19 protein-coding genes and 1 pseudogene are annotated in these 21831 nt (G+C 67.2%); 5 read left to right on the forward strand and 15 right to left on the reverse strand.

Annotated features, from left to right (window positions below; translation table 11 throughout):
* Positions 1–17: 17 nt before the first annotated feature.
* The 6 genes and pseudogenes from rpsJ to MJQ72_RS38225 all read right to left on the reverse strand — a co-directional run bounded on the left by rpsJ (position 18) and on the right by MJQ72_RS38225 (position 5529).
* Entirely contained in the window at positions 18–323 is a 306-nt protein-coding gene (gene rpsJ, locus MJQ72_RS38200) for a 30S ribosomal protein S10 (RefSeq protein ID WP_003102098.1), read from the reverse strand.
* A gap of 411 nt (positions 324–734) precedes the next feature.
* The gene (tuf, locus tag MJQ72_RS38205; RefSeq protein WP_016331088.1) at positions 735–1928 is read right to left on the reverse strand and encodes an elongation factor Tu; all 1194 of its coding nucleotides are present in this window, start codon (positions 1926–1928) and stop codon (positions 735–737) included.
* Between the two features lie 124 nt (positions 1929–2052).
* Complete coding sequence (gene fusA / locus MJQ72_RS38210) at positions 2053–4152, reverse strand: elongation factor G (protein WP_240595818.1); 2100 nt, start codon at positions 4150–4152, stop codon at positions 2053–2055.
* A 63-nt stretch (positions 4153–4215) separates the two neighbouring features.
* Positions 4216–4686 carry a 30S ribosomal protein S7 gene (gene rpsG / locus MJQ72_RS38215; protein ID WP_007031033.1) on the reverse strand — a complete coding sequence of 157 codons (471 nt, stop codon included), beginning with the start codon at positions 4684–4686 and terminating at the stop codon, positions 4216–4218.
* A pseudogene (gene rpsL / locus MJQ72_RS38220) lies at positions 4686–5059 on the reverse strand (30S ribosomal protein S12). The gene rpsG and the pseudogene rpsL overlap by 1 nt, the downstream one beginning before the upstream one ends.
* Positions 5060–5382: 323 nt before the next feature.
* Positions 5383–5529 carry a hypothetical protein gene (locus tag MJQ72_RS38225; RefSeq protein ID WP_240595819.1) on the reverse strand — a complete coding sequence of 49 codons (147 nt, stop codon included), beginning with the start codon at positions 5527–5529 and terminating at the stop codon, positions 5383–5385.
* A gap of 179 nt (positions 5530–5708) precedes the next feature.
* On the opposite strand from MJQ72_RS38225, the gene MJQ72_RS38230 reads away from it, so the two are divergent.
* The 4 genes from MJQ72_RS38230 (at position 5709) to MJQ72_RS38245 (ending at position 8599) form a co-directional block, all read left to right on the forward strand.
* Positions 5709–6281: a YbaB/EbfC family nucleoid-associated protein gene (locus MJQ72_RS38230; RefSeq protein ID WP_240595820.1), complete on the forward strand. Its 573-nt coding sequence runs from the start codon at positions 5709–5711 to the stop codon at positions 6279–6281.
* A 131-nt stretch (positions 6282–6412) separates the two neighbouring features.
* Positions 6413–6772, forward strand: coding sequence for a type VII secretion target (locus MJQ72_RS38235; protein WP_240595821.1), 360 nt, complete (start codon positions 6413–6415; stop codon positions 6770–6772).
* A gap of 15 nt (positions 6773–6787) precedes the next feature.
* A complete protein-coding gene (locus MJQ72_RS38240) occupies positions 6788–7975 on the forward strand; it encodes a hypothetical protein (protein WP_240595822.1) in 1188 nt (395 codons plus the stop codon).
* A gap of 3 nt (positions 7976–7978) precedes the next feature.
* Complete coding sequence (locus tag MJQ72_RS38245) at positions 7979–8599, forward strand: hypothetical protein (protein WP_240595823.1); 621 nt, start codon at positions 7979–7981, stop codon at positions 8597–8599.
* Between the two features lie 50 nt (positions 8600–8649).
* Here the strand turns inward: MJQ72_RS38245 and MJQ72_RS38250 are convergent, their stop codons facing one another.
* From MJQ72_RS38250 to MJQ72_RS38285, 8 genes are all read right to left on the reverse strand, one after another.
* Positions 8650–9144 carry a GNAT family N-acetyltransferase gene (locus MJQ72_RS38250; RefSeq protein WP_240595824.1) on the reverse strand — a complete coding sequence of 165 codons (495 nt, stop codon included), beginning with the start codon at positions 9142–9144 and terminating at the stop codon, positions 8650–8652.
* Between the two features lie 73 nt (positions 9145–9217).
* The gene (locus tag MJQ72_RS38255; protein WP_240595825.1) at positions 9218–9703 is read right to left on the reverse strand and encodes a hypothetical protein; all 486 of its coding nucleotides are present in this window, start codon (positions 9701–9703) and stop codon (positions 9218–9220) included.
* 54 nt (positions 9704–9757) lie between these two features.
* On the reverse strand, positions 9758–9982 hold the full coding sequence (locus MJQ72_RS38260; RefSeq protein ID WP_240595826.1) for a hypothetical protein: 225 nt from the start codon (positions 9980–9982) through the stop codon (positions 9758–9760).
* Between the two features lie 26 nt (positions 9983–10008).
* Positions 10009–10242: a hypothetical protein gene (locus MJQ72_RS38265; protein ID WP_240595827.1), complete on the reverse strand. Its 234-nt coding sequence runs from the start codon at positions 10240–10242 to the stop codon at positions 10009–10011.
* Between the two features lie 25 nt (positions 10243–10267).
* The gene (locus MJQ72_RS38270) at positions 10268–12028 is read right to left on the reverse strand and encodes a hypothetical protein (protein ID WP_240595828.1); all 1761 of its coding nucleotides are present in this window, start codon (positions 12026–12028) and stop codon (positions 10268–10270) included.
* Between the two features lie 81 nt (positions 12029–12109).
* Positions 12110–13954 (reverse strand): selenium-binding family protein, encoded by a 1845-nt coding sequence (locus MJQ72_RS38275; RefSeq protein ID WP_240595829.1) that lies wholly within the window; start codon positions 13952–13954, stop codon positions 12110–12112.
* A gap of 655 nt (positions 13955–14609) precedes the next feature.
* Positions 14610–15734, reverse strand: a complete 1125-nt coding sequence (locus MJQ72_RS38280) for a serine hydrolase (RefSeq protein WP_240595830.1) — start codon at positions 15732–15734, stop codon at positions 14610–14612.
* A 189-nt stretch (positions 15735–15923) separates the two neighbouring features.
* Positions 15924–17432, reverse strand: coding sequence for a hypothetical protein (locus MJQ72_RS38285; protein WP_240595831.1), 1509 nt, complete (start codon positions 17430–17432; stop codon positions 15924–15926).
* Between MJQ72_RS38285 and MJQ72_RS38290 the strand changes: the two genes are divergently transcribed.
* Positions 17410–17637 (forward strand): hypothetical protein, encoded by a 228-nt coding sequence (locus MJQ72_RS38290; RefSeq protein ID WP_240595832.1) that lies wholly within the window; start codon positions 17410–17412, stop codon positions 17635–17637. The genes MJQ72_RS38285 and MJQ72_RS38290 overlap by 23 nt on opposite strands.
* Before the next feature lie 217 nt (positions 17638–17854).
* On the opposite strand, the gene MJQ72_RS38295 is transcribed toward MJQ72_RS38290, so the two are convergent.
* Positions 17855–21766, reverse strand: coding sequence for a DNA-directed RNA polymerase subunit beta' (locus tag MJQ72_RS38295; protein WP_037332715.1), 3912 nt, complete (start codon positions 21764–21766; stop codon positions 17855–17857).
* Between the last annotated feature and the right edge of the window lie 65 nt (positions 21767–21831).

The following is a 21831-nucleotide window of genomic DNA, read 5'->3' on the forward strand; positions in this document are numbered from 1 at the left end:
CCGCTCGCCAGCCGCTGCTACTGGATGTTGACGTCGACGCTCGCCGGCAGGTCGATGCGCATGAGCGCGTCGACCGTCTTCGGCGTCGGGTCGAGGATGTCGATCAGACGCTTGTGCGTGCGCATCTCGAAGTGCTCGCGCGAGTCCTTGTACTTGTGCGGCGAGCGGATGACGCAGTAAACGTTCTTCTCGGTGGGCAGCGGCACCGGCCCGACAACACGGGCGCCGGTACGCGTGACCGTCTCGACGATCTTGCGTGCCGAGGTGTCGATCGCCTCGTGGTCGTAGGCCTTGAGCCGGATGCGGATCTTCTGTCCCGCCATGGTGGCTGCTCGTTCCTTGTCGTCTCGTGCCGCTTTTGTCTTTTCAAACCTCAGCCTGGCTGAGGTTTTCCCAGTTCAACGGCCCTGTCCCCGGTCCACGCGGTCGGGCGTGTCGTGCCCGACGCACAGACGGATCCCGCGGGATCTTCGTCTTGCCTGGTCTTCCTCAACGTGAGGAGGCATCGAGCCGGCGGAAAAGCTTGGATCGCCGTCTCAAACGCCCTTGCCCGCTAGCCTCACCCGAAGGAAGTGCTCCGCGGACCGTGGCCGCTCATACCAGGGCGGCCGGAACCTGTCTTCCGAAGGAAGTACGAGTTCGGCCGCCCCAGGACGAGCAACCTGAATAGTGTCGCACACGTGATTTGACGCCCCTAACCCGGGGGTGTATTACCCCCGGGCGGGGCGTCTAAATCACTTGATGATCTTGGTGACCTGGCCGGCGCCGACGGTCCGACCACCCTCGCGGATGGCGAAACGCAGACCCTCGTCCATGGCGACCGGCTGGATCAGCACGACGCTGATGTCCGTGTTGTCGCCCGGCATGACCATCTCGACACCCTCCTTGAGGGTGACGACGCCGGTCACGTCCGTGGTACGGAAGTAGAACTGCGGGCGGTAGTTGTTGAAGAACGGGGTGTGACGGCCACCCTCGTCCTTCGACAGGATGTAGACCGAGCCCTCGAACTCCGTGTGCGGGGTGGTGGTGCCCGGCTTCACGACGACCTGGCCGCGCTCGACGTCCTCGCGCTTGATACCGCGCACCAGCAGACCGACGTTGTCGCCCGCCTCGCCGGTGTCCAGCAGCTTGCGGAACATCTCGACACCGGTGACGGTGGTCTTGGTCGACTTCTCCTTGATGCCGACGATCTCGACCTCTTCGTTCACGTTGACGCGGCCGCGCTCGATGCGACCGGTCACGACCGTGCCACGGCCGGTGATGGTGAAGACGTCCTCGATCGGCATGAGGAACGGCTTGTCGAGCTCGCGGACCGGGTCCGGCACGTTCTCGTCGACGGCTTCCATCAGCTCGAGAACGCTCTCGCCCCACTTGGCGTCGCCCTCGAGGGCCTTCAGGCCGGAGACCTTGATGACCGGAGCGTCGTCACCCGGGAAGTCCTGGGAGGACAGCAGCTCGCGGACCTCGAGCTCGACGAGCTCCAGGATCTCCTCGTCGTCGACCATGTCGGCCTTGTTCAGCGCGACCACGATGTAGGGCACGCCGACCTGCTTCGCGAGCAGCACGTGCTCACGGGTCTGCGGCATCGGGCCGTCGGTCGCCGCGACCACGAGGATCGCGCCGTCCATCTGCGCCGCACCGGTGATCATGTTCTTGATGTAGTCCGCGTGACCGGGGGCGTCCACGTGAGCGTAGTGACGCTTCTCGGTCTGGTACTCGACGTGCGAGATGTTGATCGTGATACCGCGCTGCTTCTCTTCCGGCGCGTTGTCGATCTGGTCGAACGCCGAAGCGGTGTTCAGCTCGGGGTACTTGTCGTGCAGAACCTTGGTGATCGCCGCGGTCAGAGTGGTCTTACCGTGGTCGACGTGACCGATGGTCCCGATGTTGACGTGCGGCTTGGTCCGCTCGAATTTCGCCTTCGCCACTGGAATGTCCTCCTGGACTGTTTTGCTTACTCACCGGCCAACGTGGCTGTCGGACGGGGATTCGTTTCTTGACGGATGCTGCGGACGTTCAGGAGTGTTCCTTATGCCCGCGAGCGGACGGGAACTACTCCCCCGTCGCCTTCGCGATGATTTCCTTCGCGACGTTCGCGGGAACCTCGGCGTAGGAGTCGAACACCATGGAGTAGTTGGCACGTCCCTGCGTACGCGAACGCAGGTCGCCGACGTAACCGAACATCTCCGACAGCGGGACCAGTGCCTTGACGACACGGGTACCGGCGCGCTCCTCCATGGCCTGGATCTGGCCACGGCGGGAGTTGAGGTCGCCGATCACATCGCCCATGTAGTCCTCGGGCGTGGTGACCTCGACGGCCATCAGCGGCTCGAGGATGACCGGACCGGCCTTCTTCGCGGCTTCCTTCATCGCCATGGAGCCGGCGATCTTGAAGGCCATTTCCGAAGAGTCGACCTCGTGGTACGCGCCGTCCAACAAGGTGAACTTCAACCCGACGAGCGGGTAGCCGGCCAGCACGCCGTACTGCATGGCGTCCTGCGCGCCCGCGTCGACCGACGGGATGTACTCCCGCGGCACGCGGCCACCGGTGACCTTGTTGTCGAACTCGTAGAGGGCACCGTCGGTGGACTCGAGCGGCTCGAGCTTGACGATGACCTTCGCGAACTGACCGGAACCACCGGTCTGCTTCTTGTGCACGTAGTCGAGCTTCTCGACCGTCTTGCGCACCGTCTCGCGGTAGGCGACCTGCGGCTTACCGATGTTCGCCTCGACCTTGTAGTCGGACTTCATGCGGTTGACCAGCACCTCGAGGTGCAGCTCGCCCATACCGGCGATGATCGTCTGGCCGGTGTCCTCGTCCAGGTTGACCTGGAACGTCGGGTCCTCTTCGGCCAGCTTCTGGATCGCCAGGGACAGCTTCTCCTGGTCGGCCTTGGTCTTCGGCTCGATCGCGACGCGGATGACCGGCGCCGGGAACGTCATCGACTCGAGGACGACCGGGTTCTGCGGGTCGGCGAGGGTGTCACCGGTGGTGGTGTCCTTCAGGCCGATGACCGCGTAGATGTGGCCGGCCTGGGCCTCGTCGACCGGGTTCTCCTTGTTGGAGTGCATCTGGAAGAGCTTCCCGATGCGCTCCTTGCGCTCCTTGGTGGCGTTGATCAGCTGCGCGCCGGAAGCGACCTTGCCCGAGTACACCCGGATGTAGGTCAGCTTGCCGAAGAACGGGTGCGCGGCGATCTTGAACGCCAGAGCGGAGAACGGCTCCTCGGTCGACGGCTTCCGGGTGACCGGGGTCTCGCCGTCGGGCAGCGTGCCCTCGACGGCCGGGACGTCCAGCGGCGACGGAAGGTAGTCGATGACCGCGTCGAGCATGGGCTGGACGCCCTTGTTCTTGAACGCGGAACCGGTGAGCACCGGGTACGCCTCGCGGGCGACGGTGAGCTTCCGGATACCGGCCTTGATCTCGGCCTCGGTCAGCTCCTCGCCCTCGAGGAACTTCTCCATCAGCGCGTCGTCGGTCTCCGCGACGCTCTCGACGAGCTTCTCGCGGTACTCGGCGGCCTTGTCGGCCAGCTCCGCGGGGATGTCCTCGACCGAGTAGTCCTCGCCCTTCTGGACCTCGCCGCGCCAGGTCAGCGCCTTCATGCGGACCAGGTCGATGACGCCTTCGAACTCGTTCTCGGCGCCGATCGGCAGCTGGATGACCAGCGGGCGGGCGCCGAGGCGCTCCTCGATGGTGCGGACGGTGAAGTAGAAGTCCGCGCCGAGCTTGTCCATCTTGTTGACGAAGCAGATACGAGGAACCTCGTACTTGTCCGCCTGACGCCAGACCTGCTCGGACTGCGGCTCGACACCTTCCTTGCCGTCGAAGACGGCGACGGCACCGTCGAGCACCCGCAGCGAACGCTCCACCTCGACGGTGAAGTCGACGTGACCCGGGGTGTCGATGATGTTGATCTGGTGGTCGGCCCAGAAGGTGGTGGTGGCAGCCGAGGTGATGGTGATACCCCGCTTCTGCTCCTCCTCCATCCAGTCCATCGTCGCGGCACCGTCGTGCACCTCGCCGATCTTGTAGTTGATCCCGGTGTAGAACAGGATCCGCTCGGTGGTGGTGGTCTTACCGGCGTCGATGTGGGCCATGATGCCGATGTTGCGGACCTGGTTCAGGTCGGTCAGCACTTCACGTGCCACGAGAGTGTTCCCCTGTCTCAAAATTGGGGCCCGGCAAGGCTTTGATCGGCAGCCGGGCGGATATCACCAGCGGTAGTGCGCGAAGGCCTTGTTGGACTCGGCCATCTTGTGCGTGTCCTCACGCCGCTTCACGCTGGCGCCGAGGCCGTTGCTCGCGTCGAGGAGCTCGTTCTGCAGACGCTCGATCATGGTCTTCTCGCGACGAGCCTGCGAGAAGGAGACCAGCCAACGGAGCGCGAGGGTCGTCGAGCGGCCCGGCTTGACCTCGATCGGCACCTGGTAGGTGGCACCACCGACGCGGCGGCTCTTCACCTCGATGGTGGGCTTCACGTTGTCGAGGGCGCGCTTCAGCGTGACGACCGGGTCGGTGCCGGTCTTCTCGCGAGCGCCTTCGAGGGCGCCGTAGACGATGCGCTCGGCCAGGGACCGCTTGCCGTCCTTCAGCACCTTGTTCACCAGCTGGGTGACCAGCGGGGATGCGTAGACGGGGTCAGAGATCAGCGGCCGCTTCGGGGCCGGACCCTTGCGGGGCATTAGCTCTTCTCCTTCTTCGCGCCGTACCGGCTGCGCGCCTGCTTACGGTTCTTGACACCCTGGGTGTCGAGCGAACCGCGGATGATCTTGTAGCGGACACCCGGCAGGTCCTTCACACGACCACCGCGCACGAGCACCATCGAGTGCTCCTGCAGGTTGTGGCCTTCACCGGGAATGTAGGCGGTGACCTCGATGCCGCTGGTCAGCTTCACACGAGCGACCTTGCGAAGCGCCGAGTTCGGCTTCTTGGGGTTGTGGTGTACACGCGAGTGCACACGCCACGCCGCTGCGGGCTCCCCTTGAGGGCCGCGGTCTTCTGCTTGGCAGCCTTGTCCTGGCGGCCCTTACGGACCAGCTGCTGGATCGTGGGCAATGGACCAGCTTTCTGTTCGCGATCTTGCTACTACGTGTTGTCTCCGGCCCCCGCGGTCGGGCGTGTCGGCCCGCGTCACGGTCTTGCGACCGGTAACTTCCCGTAGGGATTTTCCGTCGGATCCCGCGTGGGCGAAGCCTTCGGACCGGATGCCTGAGCACCCCGTCCGTGCCGCACGGCACACGGGACGGCCCGACGCCTGCCGGGCACGGTCTCCAAAGATACCCGGCCACTTCCGGACCGGCCAAATCGGGGGGTCGATAACTATATCGTGCCGGGCGGCACGCCGCGGCCACCCTGATGGAACGGCGTTTCGGCCGCTTTCATTCCTCTTCGGGCTTGGCGTGATCGGCCCGGCCCGGGTGCGGGTCCCGGGAAAGATCGATCAACGGATGCACGGGAGCCCCCTCCGGCGCCGCGTGACTCCCCCGCCTGGGTTCCTCGGTGCTTTCCTGCTGCTCGGCGTCCACGACGCCTCCCCTCGTTCGTACTGATACCGCCCTGCTCGGCGGTCCACGCTACCTATTCCCCTATCGGGTGAGCCGGATGGATCCGATAACCACCCCGTCGCGTCGAACCGGTGAATGAGTCACGATGAGACTGGTCACAGCGTCGGCCCGGCCGTCGCACCGCACTATGGGGAGGCTCCATGTCCGCCGAGTTCGAGCAGCTGGTCGCGCAGTTCGACAAGTTCCAGTCCCAGCTCCAGAACGTCGACGATCGGCTGGCGAATATCGGCGGTATGCAGGACGAGCTCAGCCGGATCGAGGCGACGGCGTCCTCTTCGGACCGTTCGGTGACCGTGACCGCCGGGCCCGGCGGCGCGATCATGGACGTCAAATTCACCGAAGACGCCCTTCGCCAGCGTCCGGACGCCCTTTCGGCGGCGCTGATGTCGACCATCCAGCAGGCCGTGGCCGAATCGGCCCGTAAGCAGGCCACCATCGTCGAAGGACATATGGGCGACGACCTCAACCTGGTGGACCAGGTGCTGGAGACCCAGGCCGAGCTGTTCGGCACCTCCGTCGAGGAGATGCGGGCGCGGATGGAGGAGGAGTCGCCTGCGCAGCCGGCGGCCGAGCAGCAGGCCGACGACTACTCCGAGCGTTCCGTCCTCAAGTCCGCGGACGAGCCGCAGCGGCCCCAGCCTCCGCTGCCCCCGGCGTCGGGCGGCTCCGACGGCGACCGCTTCCTGAAGAACCTCTTCGACGACGACCACTGACCCACGCCCGGATCGCGTTTAGCGGGCTAAACGCGATCCGGCGGTATCCGGAACCGCGAGCGGCGCCCCGGGGTCCAAGGCGCCGATCACGACGAGCCGCATCGGAAGGTGCGCGAAGGGAGGGACCGCCGATGGCCGGAGGGCATGAGGTGGTGATCAGCGCTCTGCGCACCTACTCGGGCAAGCTCGGGCAGGACGTCCAGATCCCGAACGAGGTCGGGCGGCTGGTGCAGCAGTCCGACGTCGGCGACGAATCCTGGGGAGTCGTCGGCCTGTTCGTGAAGAACGAGTACACGTCGATGCTCACCGATCTGCAGGATCTGCTGATCGAGATGTCCGCGGGGCTGACCGCGGCTTCGGAGAAGCTCGGCAACGCCGCCACCGCCTACGAGCGGAACGAAGACGACAACGTCAAGGCGCTCAACGAAATCCTCAAGCTGCTGGAGCAGCCGGCGCAATCGAGGACACCGAAGATGGGGCCGGCCAAGTAGCGAGGGGGACTGATCGTGGCCGATCAGAAGATCACCGGCGAACACACCAAGATCCAGATCAACGACTACAACCCGGACACCATCCGCACGGACAAGATGCTGACCTCGCTGCCCGGTCCGATCGGCAGTGGCTTCAGCACCTTCGACACCGTCAAGAAGGCGACCGCGGACGGGTTCCAGGCGAGCGACATCGGGACCATCGCGGCCAGCGGCGCCGGCTTCGTCAGCTCGTGCATGGGCGTGGCGGATATCGCCAGCGACCCGATCGGCTGGCTGGTCGGCCAGGGCCTCAGCTTCCTGATGAACGTGTGCCAGCCGATCCAGGACGCCATCCACATGGTGAGCGGCGACGGTCCGGCGTTGTCGAACGCGGCGGGCAACTTCAACAACATCGGTGTCTACCTGCAGAACTACAGCAAGAAGTTCGGTGAAGACGCGGAGACGTCGCTGTCCCAGTGGACCGGTGACGCGGCGAACGCGGCGGGCGAGAAGCTGGCGAAGTTCGCGCAGGGCATCGACGGGATCGCCGCGCAGGCGGGCGACATCGCCCAGCTGCTGCAGATCTCCAGCATGGTCATGACGGTGATCGAGGAGTTCATCAAGGCGATCCTCACCGAGTTCATCACCTGGCTGATCATGATCTGGATCCCGGCGCTGGCCGCGGCCGTCCCGACCTGCGGCGGTTCGACGGCGACGGCGGGCGGGCTGACGGCCACCCGCGCGGTCTCCACGACGTCGAAGGTGCAGAAGTTCCTGAACAAGCTCCGCCAGCTGCTCGACAAGATCAAGCAGTTCCTGGGCAAGCTCAAGGAGTTCTTCGGCAAGTGGAAGGGCAACTACAAGGAGCTGATGGCCCACAACAAGTCCACCGCGCAGCTGGCGGCGGGTCCGGGCGCGTCCGCGTGGGGCAAGTTCGCCTCGAAGGACGGCGCGATGGGCGGCAGGCTCGCGGACGGCTTCGGCGAGCGGATGACGTCGGCCACGAAGAAGGCCGCGCTGAACACCGTCGGGCTCGGCAAGGCCACGAATCCGGACGGCAGCTGGAAGACGCCTGAGACGGGCCGCGAGAAGGGCGAGGTCGCGGCGGGTGTCGCCGGGAAGGCGGGCACGTACACGTCGGGCGGGATCAAGGCGGGCCAGTACGGTTCCGTGGGTGACGACGAACAGACGCCCGAGGAAGCCTCCGACAACCTGGACTTCTGAGCCGTGACCGCGTGGATCATCGCCATCGTCGCGGTGGCGTTGCCGATCGTGCTGGCCGTCTGGTGGATCCTCGCCGGGGCGGCGAAGAAACGCGGGCTGGCCACGTTGGCGCGGGAACGGGGCTGGGACTTCTACAGCGGTGCCCGGCTCGGTGCCCCCGGCGGGCGGCACGAGCAGCCGGCGACGGGCCGCGCGCCCGCCCCGCTGCGGCGGGCCGGCGAGTCGATCGACCAGGCGGTGGTGGGCACGCACCGGGGGAAGGCCTTCGGCGTCTACCGGTATCACCAGCCGGGCGCCGGGTTCCGTCAGGACGGCACCCGCGAGTCCGGTTCGCTGCGGACGGTCGTGCACGTCGAGGTCGGCGCGGCCATGCCGGATTGCACGCTCTCGATCAGCGGGTCCGAAGTGGACTGCTCCAATCCCGCGTTCGTCCCGCGCCCCGAGGTCCGGGACTGGCTGACGGCGAACGCGGGCCGGTGCCGCGAGTTCCACACGTCCGGGCGGACGGTGGCGGTGGTGCCGAAGGTCCTGCCGAGCGGGAAGCAGCTCCTGCGCACCTTGGACTACCTGGCCGACGTCGCCGACCGGGCCCCGCTCACCGCCACCCCGCCGGATCGCGTTTAGCCCGCTAAACGCAGGTCAGGCGTCCCGCCGCCCGGATCGCGTTTCGCGGGCTAAACGCGATCCGGGACTTCCAGGGACTTCGCGAAGTAGTGGTGGGCGAAGGGTTCGTCGTTGAAGGGCTCGACCTCGTCGTAGCCGAGGCGCGCGTACAGGGCCCTGGCCTCGACCAGGTCGCGCCGGGTGTCGAGGCGGATCAACGAGGCGCCGAGGCCGCGGGCGACGTCTTCGGCGGCGGCCACGAGCAGGGCGGCACCGCCGTTGCCGCGTTCGGACTTCCGCAGGAAGACGCGGGTGAGCTCGGTGATGTCCGGCGAGGCGACCCGCAGCCCGGCGCACCCGGCGAGCACCCCGTCGCGCCGCGCGAGGAGGAAGGCGCCGGTCGGCGGGGCCAGATCACGGCTGTGGTGCTCCAGGAGCAAGCCGTCGAGCTCCTCTTCGGTGACCTGGCGCTCGTAGAAGCGGGACGCGATTTCGTCGAGGTACTCGCGCAGCAGCAGGGCGGCGTCCGGGTGATCGACGGGGGTGACTTCGAAGCTCCAGGTCATGGCTACATTCTGCCGACCTTGGCCACCGGTTTTCCCTGCCCCGCCGGATCGCGTTTAGCCCGCTAAACGCAGGTCAGGAGGGGGCAAGGCGGCCGGCGCAGGTCGCGACCTCGCCGGGGGCGGACTTCTCCGAGGTGACGACGGCGCCGCCCACGGCCACCCGGCATTCGACGGCGCCCTCGCCCTGCCCCATGAGCTGGACGGTCGGCGGGGTGCCGGTGTTCTTCCACGTGAGCTCCTTGCGCCACGGCAGCGTCACCTGCAGCTCCTGATGCACGAGCCCCAGGCCGTTGGAGTCGTAGACCACGGTCGCGGTCCCCGTCCCGGCGAGCTCGTACGCGATCCGCCAGTCGTTCGACGCCGGCCGCGCCTGGCTGAGCGTCCGCGTGATCGTGCGGTCCGGTCCGCGTGACGGCGCGGCCTCGGTCGGTTCGCCGACCACGGCCACGGTCTCGGCCCGCGGTTCCTCACCGCCGTTGAGCAGCACCACACAGGTCGCGAGGGCGGCCACCACGATCCCCGCGATGGCGATGCGCCCGATCAGTTGTCTGTCTGCCATCGGTCCTCCTCACCGTAGGCGGCGGCGCGGCCCGTGAGCCGCGCCGCCACGAAGTCAGGACGGCAGCAGCCGGCCGGGGACGCCGTTGAGCGACTGGATCAGGCCCAGCACCGGGACGCCGAGCGGCGCGAACGTCCAGATGTTGTTGAGGTCGCTCGTGTCGGGTTCGTCGACGACCACGACATCGTTCGGCGCGGCGAGCGCCGGGGCGGCCGAGCCGAGCACGACGAGGCCGGCGAGCGCGGCGCCGGTGACCGCGCGGACGAAGCTCTTCTTCATGGGATTCTCCTTTACTGGTAACGGTTTTACGAAATGGGCGTGATGATCCCGTAGATCGGGGCGAGGAGGTCGGTGGGCACGGGGGCGGTCGGTCCGAGCAGGCCGCCGAGGTCGAGGCCGGGGATCAGCCAGACCGCGGGGCCGCCGCCATCGGCGGGCAGACCCGGCAGCGGGTCGGCCGAGGCGACCCCTCCGGCGAGTCCGGACAGCGCGCCCGCGACAGCGAGCGGAAGCAGCACACGGGCCGCGATTCGCTTCATTTCTTCTCCCATTCTTTCGTTGAAATCACCGCAGTACCGAGCTGATCGGCACGATCGTGCCGTCGGGGATCCATTGCCCCGCGTAGTTCCGGTCGGCGATCATCCCGACGGCGTGCGGTTCGCCCGGGTACATCGGCATGGCGTTGACCTGTGCCGCCGCGAAGATCTGGACGTCGCCGTTGATCGACCTCCACTGATCGCCCAGCCAGCTCCGGAACCCGCCGAGCGTGGGGCTTTCGCCACCGAAGGCATTGCCCGCGGCGACGGCGAAGCTGACGGCGACCTGCTCGCGCGGGTCGAACCTCAGTGGCACCGAGGAGCTCGCGACGGAGTTCACGATCGGCCCGTTCAGCAGCCAAGGCGCCAGGTACAGGCCGTACTGGTGGGTCGGCTTGAGCCGCTGGGACTCGGCCGCGCGGGTCATCGCCGTGTAGCCGCCCGCCCAGCCGGACACGACGAGCAGCGCGGTATTCGGCCCAGCCTCGGCCTGCACCGGCAGACCGGATCGCGCGGCGGTGTCGCGGACCAGCTTCGCGGCGGCCGCACTACGCGGGGAGGTGTCTTCGACGAGGGTGAGCGCGGAAGGCTTGCGCCCGGCGAGGAATTCGACGAGTTTGACGAGAGAACCACTGTCCTCGCCGGAAAGCGCGTCCGCGGGGCAGGAAGTGAGGGCTTCGCGACGGTCGGCGATCAAGCCGCCCAGGGCGGCCGAAGCGCATTCGGGCGCGTCCGCGTCCTCGATGGCGAGGCCCGGCTCCTCCCCCGCGTCGACCTCGATCTTCGTCTGCTCCCCACCACGGCTGATGATCAGGTCGCTGCGGCCTTTCGGCAGGTCGACCTCGGCCCAGGTGCCCTCGGCGCCGGGCCGCACGATGGCCTTGCCGACCAGGCCGCCTTCGATTCCAGCGGACAGGTCTTCTCCCGCGCTCGCGGGGAAATGGACGAGGTTCTTGCCGGGCCGCTGCGGGCTCACCAGCACGGGGAACCGCTGCTCGCCGAGGGCGGCATCGGCGAGCAGCGCGACACCGGGGATCGGAAGTTTGGGCGGCTCGGGAATGGCCGCGAGTGCGCTCCAGGCGACGAAACCGGCGGCCACGGCGGCGGCGCCGAACCGATAAGCACGCGTGGATTCCTTGTCCAGGTGGAAGAAACCGGCGATGACGGTGGCGACGATCGGCAGAAGCGCGATCACCAGCAACGTGAGACCGAAGAGCGTGCCGTAGATCCGGCGGTCGAAACCCAGCCCGGAGGAGAACAGCTGGACCGCGCCCGCGACGACGAGAAGTCCGCCCAGTGTCAGGGAAAGCGGGCCGAGCCGGAAGTTCGTCTGCCGCCATTTCTCCGCAGGAACCCAGATGGAGAGGACGGTGACACCGAACCACAAAGCGGCGGCCGCGACATAGACGGTGTCGATGGCGAATTCGACGCCTGTCCGCCCGAGCGAGGTTTCGAGCACCACCAACGCGGCGAGCGCGAGGGAGGCCCAGCGGCCTGCCGACGGCCACCGGATCAGGACGGGAATCGCCAGTGCCAGCACGAGATGCACGATCAGCGCGATGACATTGACGTCGGTCGCGAAGGCGGAAACCGCGGCGAGCACGGCGGAAACCCCACCGAGTGCGGCGATGGTGAACCGGAGGCGGCTGGGCAGCTCACCCACCAACGGACGCAGAATCCCGGTGCCCGCGAGGAAAGCGGTCGCCAGCAGAAGCCCGAGCCGGAGCAGGACGAGGGCGAGGTCGACGCCGGCCGAACCCGAGCTCGCCGGTATGACGTGGTGATCCATGGGGACCTTCTCCGAGCAGATCGGCGGAGCCGTGGGTGGCGGAGTGTGCCCGCCACCCACGACCTTCCGCGCCGAACAGGGTTACTTGAGATCCGCGTCCGCCACGACGAACAGTTCGGAGTGCGGCTTGGCGTTGCCGAACGACCCGTGCGGCCAGGTCTTCCGGTTGAAGTTGATCCCGACCTGCCCGGTGAACTCGTCCCGGAAGTTCTGGTCGACCGCGACCTTCCCGTCCTCGCCGAGGTTCAGCAGGTTGACCTTGTGGTCACCGTCCAAACCGGACCGCGCGACGAAGTAGTTCGACACCGCGAGGTGCCGCGGCTTGTCGGTTTCGTGGTAGTACCCGTCGTCACCGAGCACGAAGTTGTCGTACGCGCCCCAGTGCGGGCCGCCACCGGGCGTGCCCGGGTTGATCGGCGCCGCGCCGACGACGGTCGGCAGGTCGCCGCCACCGCCCTGCTGGGACTTCTCCTTCGTATCGATCCGGCCCTTGATGTTCTCGACCTTGTCGCCGGCGGCGACCAGCTTCTGGATGTCGAGGACGTACACGCCGCCGGTGGTGCCGGGGTCGTCCGGGCCGAGCGCACCCTTGGAGCGGCCGGTGATCGCGCGATAGAGGTATTTGTCGTCGGGGCTGGTCTGGATCCAGCCACCGTTCGACCCGCCACCGTTGGAGTCGTTGTTCGGATGGATCGCCTTGTTCGCCGCGCCGTCGTCGAACACCTGGATCCAGTGCGGCTCCTTCGCGGTGATGTCCGGCGTGTAGAACACCGCACCGCCCTGCATGGTCTGCGCGAACGCACCCTTGTGCCCCGGCAGGTTGGTCACCGTGGTCTCCATGACCGCGCGGCTTTCCGCGTGCAGCGGGTCCGCGGGATCGGCCCTCGGGCCGTCCGGCAGGTACGAGACCGCCTTGAGCTTCGGCTTGTTGCGGTCGGAGATGTCCCAGGTGCGGACGGTCGGGCGTCGCAGGTACGGCGACGGCTGCTTCACTGGGTCGAGGATGATGTTCCGCGGCTCGGCGTAGTCACTGGTGACCAGGGTGTTGAGGTCCTCGCGTGCCTGGATGCCGTGCGGGTTGGCGCAGGTGGGCTTGTCCAGCTGCGGGAGGTTGTCGCACAGCTTCTTGTTGTCGCCCTGCGGTGTGGCGGCCGGTGACTCGGAGAGCACCTGCGCGTTCTGGTCGAAGCGGACGACCTCACCGGGGCTGCCGGCGAAACCGTTGCCCACCACGGTGGAACCGTTGGCGTAGGTGTGCGGGCCGGGCACGACCGGGCCGCCCATGTACGTGCCGTACGCCGTGCCGTCCTTGAGCACCCAGTACGCGTCCGGCACGGAACCGCCGAGGGTCTGGGTCGGGAGGCTGACGCCCTTGAGCTTCAGCTGCGGCAACGCGGAGACGTCGAAGGCGTACGTCGCGGCGGCGAACAGCGCGCCCGCGTAGATCGTGTCGCCCTTGTGCCACACGTACTGCATGTGGTGCGGCTCGTTCTCGACGAGCGGGCCGACGGTGGCGGTGTTGACGACCTTGCCGTAGGTCGGCGAACCCTGCGTCGCGTCGATCACGGCGAGGAAGTCCGGACCGGGCAACGCGTTCTTGATCTTGTTCAGGCCGCCGCCGAGCGAACCCGGCAGATTCTTGACGTCCTTGACCAGGGTGTCGGCGATGTTCTCGTCACCGGCCCAGACCAGCAGCCACTTCTTGCGCTTGCCGTCCGCGCTCCGGGACGCCGCGACGTCCTTGGCCACCAGATGGTTCTGGACCCAGTACTCCTTGCCGTCGGCCGCCTTCTTCGCGTCCTTGACGACCTGGACATCGGCGTACGCACTCGTCGACGAGCCGGTATAGGTCACCGTTCCCGCGGCGAGGGCGGCCGCCAAGGCGCCTATCACCACTTTTCGCCACTTGGGCGAGTTGGATAGCATTCTTTCTCCCTGTTTTCGCTACCGAAGCGCCAGACAATCGGCACACCTCTCCCCTATTTCGCGCAGGCTTCACCGCACGGATCGAAGGGGAAAGCAATCAACCGCCGGTTCGCCGAGGGAACCGTTGCGGCACAGCGGAAAACGTCAGCGCACAAGGAACGGACGCATCCGTTCGGATACGCGAATCCGCCTGCGTCGCGACAAACCCGGAATAGGTCAGGAATCCATACACAGCGCGCTTGCTTGCTGCCGCAAGTCAACGTGCCGGCGCCACACCAAGGCGACTGGGGATTGCATGGGCGAAATACTCGTGTGAACCCGCCGGAGTGTCAATCTCGTGATCAAAGAATGGGACATGCCACGGCAGGGTGAATTTCCCACGATGCGGATGGGCCATTGGACCGAATGGGTGGCGGTTTTCCGAGCAGTGGGAATTAGACCACTTGGCGGCGCTACCGCAGGTCACAACGGACCAGTAACCCGCCAGCGACCCTCGCGGCAGCGTTATGAGTTCGTTACTCAATCCCGGGAACTCCGGTGCCGCGATGCCTTCGGACACGAAGTCGCCATGGGAGCTTTCGCGCCGCGCCGACCTGCGCTTCCCCGCCCCGGATCGCGTTTAGGGGGCGAAACGCAGGTCGGCGCCGGATCGCGATTAGGGGGCTAAACGCAGGTCGGAGGCGGGGCCGCAGAGGGCCTGGTGCTTGAAGGTCGCCAGGGCGTCGTCGATGAGGTGCGTGGTCCCTTCGGCATCCGGCTTGCGCCATCGCACGACGTTCATCGCCGCGGAGAACTGCCGCCCGCCGTCGGCACTGGACCACGCCATCGTCATCGCTCCCCAGACCGTGCCGTCGTGCCCCCAGAAGACGCCGTGCCCCGGGATCTCGGTGCTGTACAGGCCGAGCCCGTAGTCGATCAGCCGCCCGTCCTGCGCGATGACCGGGACCAGCCGCTGCATCTCCGCCAGCGACGACGGGCTGACGATCTCCCCGCTCAGCAGTTTGCCGTAGAAGCGGTTGAGATCCTCGACGGTCGAGACCAGCCCGGCCCCGGCCATCACCCAGGACATGTCGTAGACGCTGTAGTCGCGCGGCGGATCGATCGCGCCGAACAGCGCCTCGTACATCCGCGAGTGCGGCTCCTCGATCCGCGGACCGGCGGGAAAGCCGGTGTTCGCGAGACCCGCCGGTTCGATGATGGCGCGCGAGATGTGCTCCTCCATCGGGACGCCGGTCAAGTGCTCCAGCAGTTCGCCCAGGAGCAGGTAGTTCGTGTTGGAGTAGACCCCGGGGGTGCTGCCCGGCTCGCCGGTGGCGGGCGCGCCGACACCGATCGCGATCAGCTCGGCCGGGCGGAACTCCTGAAAGCGGTTGTCGTCGAGGCTTTCGGGGGCGAGCTTCTGGAGCGAAGGGAACGCGTAGGGCAGGTATTCGGCGAGGCCACTCGTGTGGTTGAGCAGCATGCGGATCGTGATCGCCCGGCCCCGTTCACCGGGGACCAGCCGCGGCAGGAAGTCGCCGATCGGCGCGTCGAGGCCGAGCCGCCCCGCCTCGACCTGACGCAGAACCGCGGCCGAGACGAAGGTCTTGGTGACACTGCCGACGCGCTGCCGCATCCCGGCCTCGACGGGGCGACCGGTTTCGAGGTCGGCGACTCCCGCGGCGCCGCGCCAGCTCCGCGCACCCGCCCGCACCTCGGCGAACACCCCGGGTACGCCCGCCCGATGGACATCGTCCAAAGCGGACCGCAGGTTCTTGGTGGCCGAGTTCTCTTCTGTCACAAGGGATTCCATATCGGCCATCCTTTCGACCGGCAGTCCCGGGATCGCCCGCCATCCGTCGCGCATCCAGGCGGATACCGCACCGATCGTCGGCGGCCGGATCGCGATTAGGGGGCTAAACGCAGGTCGGGCCGGGCAAAAGAGAAGCCCCCGGTCTGGGATGGACCGGGGGCTTTCTCGGGGTGGGTTTTACTCGGCGGGCCGGCGACGGCGGCGGGCGCCGAAGACCAGAACCGCTCCGAGCCCCAGCGCGGAGAGCGCGAGCGCGCCGAGCCAGATGACGTCGGCACCGGTGCTGGCCAGCCCTGTGCCACCTTGGCCGCCGCCGTTGCCCTGGCCGGCGGGCGCGGTCGTCGGCGCCGGGGTTTCGGCTTTGCCGCAGTCCGCGGGTTGTGTGGGGACGGTGGGCGCGGCCGCCTCGCCAGGCTCCGCCTCCACCCGCAACTGCCACGGTTTGTCCTCCGGCCCGACGACATGGATCGGCCTCGGGTTCTCGTACTGGATCCGCCATCCCCGCGGCGTCAGGAGGTACAGCTTGTACTCGGGCCCCGGCACCACCTTGCGGAACTCGAAGCGGCCTTCGGCGTCGGTCGTCCGCTCACCGATGACAGGGCACTTCCCGTCGGAGACGAGCACGACCTTGACCCCGCTCACGCCCTTCGGATCACCCTGACCGGCGAGGTGAACCACGTCGCCGACGACGGTGGCCAAGGCCCCGGGCACGGCCGCCTGGTCGCCGGCTTGCGCGTGGCCGTCGTTATCGACGTCGCGGTAACCGAAGTCGCAGCTCACCGTGACCAGGCCGCGGTTGAGAGTGGCGTCCGGCACCTTCTCGGACACGTCGATCGTGCGAGTCTCCCCGGGGGCGATCGTCACCCCGTTTCCGAGGTATCCGAGGTCGCCCCAACCCGCGCCGCCCTTCAACGCGTAGTCGGCTCCGAACCGGTCACAGCCGGAGACGATGCCCGTCAGCGGGATCGAACCGGAGTTGGTCAGGGTCACGGTGACATGCGCGAGATCGCCGGGCTTGTAGCTGTCCTGGGTGAACGCCATCGACGCTTTCAACGCACCGTTCAGCGGCGGCGCTCCGCGGATGAGCAGGTCCTTCGAGTCCGGCCCGATCCGCACGATCTCGAACGGGAAGTGCCAGCCCTTGAGTTCTTCGCCACCGAGGTGGTACTTGGCGGCAGGGACATCACCGAAGTCGATCTTCCCGGCCGCGTCACTTGTGGCCTCGTACTTGGCGGAGCCGTTGAAGTACCTGAGGGTCAGGGTGATTCCGGACAGCTGCTCGCCGTCGTCGGCTCGACCGTTGCCGTTCTTGTCGCCGAACACGGTGCCTGCCGCGTTCCCGGAGACCTTGACGATGCCGACGGACTCCTGGAATTCCCCGCCCCCTCCCCCGCTGCCGTCTTGCACGTAGCCGCGGACGACCGCCTTGGGCGAGGTGAGATCTTGGATCTGCCCAGCGACCTTGACCTCGTAGGTCTCTCCTGGCTGGAGCGTCTTACCGGACCTGATGCGTTCCAGCTCTCCCCACCCGGGATCGACCGGGACCGACAGGTCGGTCGGATCGCTGATGAACTGGAAGACCTTGAGATTCATCGCGGGAGCGGTGCCCGTGTTCTTGAGCTTGAAGGTGAACGTGACGTTCTCGTCGGTCCGGAATTCGCTCTTGTCGAAGACGACTGACGACACGAGCTGTGGCCGCTCGGCCTGCTGCTTCGGCGCCGCCGGGGGCGCGCTTTCCGCAACCGACGAACCAGGCGGCGCGCTGGAACTCGCCGGTGCTTCGGATGTCGACGGCGCACTCGACGCCGGTGACGACGGTGCCGGATCCGCTCCGGCGGGCGCGGCGAAGACGCCGGTCAAAGCCGCCGCGACAGCGAAGGTCGCGAGATAGACAGCCCCAGTACGTGAGCCGGATCTACCACTTGGCGATTTGTTCACGCAGAGTCACCCCTGATTACCAGATGGAAATGCGCATAGCCCCCGAATCGCGTAGAACCGGATCACCCTAGCCGGATTCGTCAGGAGCCAGTACCCATTTCGGGTGACTCGGAAAACGGGAAGGGCCCCCGCCGGATCGGCGAGGGCCCTTCTCGTGGATTTCGCTTCGGTCAGCGGAAGTCGCGGCCGAAGTCGTAGTCGTCCAGCGGCACCGCGGCGCCCGGCGTGGAGCCGAACACGTCCGGGGTGTAGTAGCCGTCGTCGTAGGACGGGATCGCGTAAGCGGCGACCCGCGCCTCCTCGGTCGGCTGCACCTGGATGTTGCGGTACTTGTTGATCCCGGTACCGGCCGGGATCAGCTTACCGATAATCACGTTCTCCTTGAGGCCCACGAGCTTGTCCGAGCGGCCGTTGATGGCCGCGTCGGTCAGGACCCGCGTGGTCTCCTGGAACGAGGCCGCCGACAGCCACGAGTCCGTGGTCAGCGAGGCCTTCGTGATCCCCATCAGCACCGGGCGACCCGAGGCCGGCTCGCCGCCTTCGGCGACCGACGCGCGGTTCTTCGCCTCGAACTTGGTCCGCTCGGGCAGCTCGCCCGGCAGGAAGTCCGTGGCACCGGAGTCGATGATCGTCACGCGGCGCAGCATCTGCCGCACGATGACCTCGATGTGCTTGTCGTGGATCGACACACCCTGCGCCCGATACACCTTCTGGACCTCGTCCACCAGGTGCATCTGCGCCTCGCGCGGCCCCATGACCCGCAGGACCTCGTGCGGGTCCGGCGTGCCTTCGAGCAGCTGCTGGCCGACCGCGACACGGTCACCGTCGCCCAGCGGGCCGTTCGGGGTGTTCGCGAGCCGCTGACGCTTGGACAGCTTGTCGAAGACGATCTCTTCGCTGCCGTCGTCCGGGATCAGCGTGATCTTCCAGAACCGCTCGCTCTCCTCGATGCGCACGCGGCCATCGACGTCGGCGATCGGCGCCTTGCCCTTCGGGACCCGGGCCTCGAACAGCTCCTGGACACGGGGCAGACCGGTCGTGATGTCGTCACCGGCGACACCACCCTGGTGGAACGTACGCATCGTCAGCTGCGTACCCGGCTCACCGATCGACTGGGCCGCGACGATACCCACGGCCTCGCCGACGTCGACGAGCTGACCGGTCGCCATGGACCGGCCGTAGCAGGTGGCGCAGATACCGACGGCCGACTCGCAGGTCAGCACCGAACGCACCTTGACCTTGGAGATCCCGCTCGAGATGAGCTTGTCGATCGCCGGGTCACCGATGTCGTCACCGGCGTTGAGCACGACGTTGCCCTTGGCGTCGACCGCGTCGGTCGCCAGGTTCCGCGCGTACACGCTGGTCTCGACGTGCTGGTCGCGCAGGACCTTGCCGTCGCCGATGTCCTCGCCGATCGGCATGTTGATACCGCGGGTGGTGCCACAGTCGATCTCGCGGACGATGACGTCCTGCGACACGTCCACCAGACGACGGGTCAGGTAACCCGAGTCGGCGGTACGGAGCGCCGTGTCCGCCAGACCCTTACGGGCACCGTGCGTCGCGATGAAGTACTCCGCCACCGACAGGCCTTCACGGAAGTTGGCCTTGATCGGACGCGGGATGTACTCACCCTTCGGGTTCGACACCAGACCACGCATACCGGCCAGCGACCGGACCTGCGTCATGTTGCCCGCCGCGCCCGACTTCACGATCATCGCGATCGGGTTGTCGTCCGGCAGCGCCGTCTCCATGATCTTGTGGACCTCTTCGGTGGCCTGCGTCCACACCTTGACGAGCTCGTTGTTGCGCTCGGCGTGCGACAGCTGACCACGCTGGTACCGCTTCTCGACCTGGTCGGCCTTGCCTTCGTACTCGTCCAGAATGGCCTTCTTGCCTGCCGGGACGAGCACGTCGGAGATCGCGACCGTGACACCCGAACGGGTCGCCCAGTAGAAACCGGCGTCCTTCAGGCGGTCCAGGGTCTGCGCGACCTGGGTCATCGAGTAGCGCTCGGCGAGGTCGTTCACGATCGCGGCCTGACGCTTCTTCGGCATCGGCTCGTTGATGAACGGGTAGTCCGCCGGCAGCAGCTCGTTGAACAGCACGCGGCCCAGGGTGGTCTCGGCCAGCCACGCCTTGCCCGGCTCCCAGCCGTTCTCCGCGAGCCTCGCCTCGTCGGCCTTGGCGGGCTGACGGTCGGTGACGCGGATCTTGATCGGGGCGTGCAGGCTCAGCGCCTTGCGGTCGTACGCCATGATCGCCTCGGCGGGCGACGAGTACGCGTTGCCCGCGCCGTCGGCGTTCTCGTTCAACCGGGTCAGGTGGAACAGACCGGTCACCATGTCCAGACGCGGCATGGCGAGCGGACGACCCGACGCCGGCGAAAGGATGTTGTTCGCCGACAGCATCAGGATGCGGGCCTCGGCCTGCGCCTCCGCGGACAGCGGGAGGTGCACGGCCATCTGGTCACCGTCGAAGTCCGCGTTGAACGCTTCACAGACCAGCGGGTGCAGCTGGATGGCCTTGCCTTCGACCAGCTGCGGCTCGAAAGCCTGGATACCGAGGCGGTGCAGGGTCGGCGCACGGTTCAGCATCACCGGGTGGCCGGTGATGACCTCTTCGAGCACGTCCCACACCTGCGGACGCGACCGCTCCACCATCCGCTTGGCGGACTTGATGTTCTGCGCGTGGTTCAGGTCGACCAGCCGCTTCATGACGAACGGCTTGAACAGCTCGAGCGCCATGTCCTTCGGCAGACCGCACTGGTGCAGCTTCAGCTGCGGACCGACGATGATGACCGAACGGCCCGAGTAGTCGACACGCTTGCCGAGCAGGTTCTGACGGAACCGGCCCTGCTTGCCCTTGAGCAGGTCGGACAGCGACTTCAGCGGGCGGTTACCGGGACCGGTCACCGGGCGGCCGCGGCGGCCGTTGTCGAACAGCGCGTCGACGGCCTCCTGTAGCATCCGCTTCTCGTTGTTCACGATGATCTCGGGCGCGCCGAGGTCGATCAGCCGCTTCAACCGGTTGTTCCGGTTGATGACCCGGCGGTAGAGGTCGTTCAGGTCGGAGGTGGCGAAGCGGCCACCGTCGAGCTGGACCATCGGGCGCAGGTCCGGCGGGATCACCGGGACGGCGTCGAGCACCATGCCGCGCGGGTCGTTGCCGGTGGCCTGGAAGGCCGCGACGACCTTGAGCCGCTTCAGCGCGCGGAGCTTCTTCTGCCCCTTGCCGTTGCGGATGGTGTCGCGCAGGCTCTCGGCCTCCGCGGCGACGTCGAACTCGGTGGCCAGCTTCTGGATGGCCTCCGCGCCCATGCCGCCGGTGAAGTACTCGCCGTAGCGGTCGACGAGCTCGCGGTAGAGCAGCTCGTCGGCGATCAGCTGACGGGTGTCGAGCTTGGTGAAGGTCGTCCAGACCTCCTCGAGACGGTCCAGCTCGCGACCGGCGCGGTCACGCAGCTGACGCATCTCGCGCTCGCCGCCTTCCTTGACCTTGCGGCGGACGTCGGACTTGGCGCCCTCCGCCTCCAGCTCGGCCAGGTCGGCTTCCAGCTTCTGCGCCCGTGCCTCGATGTCCGCGTCGCGCTTGGTCTCGAGGTTCTTGCGCTCGACGCCGATCTCGTTCTCGAGGGTCGGCAGGTCGTTGTGCCGCAGCTCGGTGTTCACACCGGTGATCACGTAGGCCGCGAAGTAGATGATCTTCTCGAGGTCCTTCGGCGCCAGGTCGAGCAGGTAGCCCAGGCGGGAGGGAACACCCTTGAAGTACCAGATGTGGGTGACGGGAGCGGCCAGCTCGATGTGGCCCATCCGCTCACGGCGCACCTTGGCGCGGGTGACCTCGACGCCACAGCGCTCGCAGATGATGCCCTTGAAGCGGACCCGCTTGTACTTACCGCAGTAGCACTCCCAGTCCCGGGTCGGGCCGAAGATCTTCTCGCAGAAGAGGCCGTCCTTCTCGGGCTTGAGCGTCCGGTAGTTGATGGTCTCCGGCTTCTTCACCTCGCCGAAGGACCACTGACGAATGTCGTCGGCGGTGGCGAGGCCGATGCGGAGCTCATCGAAGAAGTTGACGTCCAGCACGTCTTTACATCCCCTTGGGGTTGATGCGACTAGAGGAGTTGGCGAGCGGAGGCGGGAGCCCACGG

It is taken from the genome of Amycolatopsis sp. EV170708-02-1 (genome assembly GCF_022479115.1).
Taxonomy (GTDB): Bacteria; Actinomycetota; Actinomycetes; order Mycobacteriales; family Pseudonocardiaceae; genus Amycolatopsis.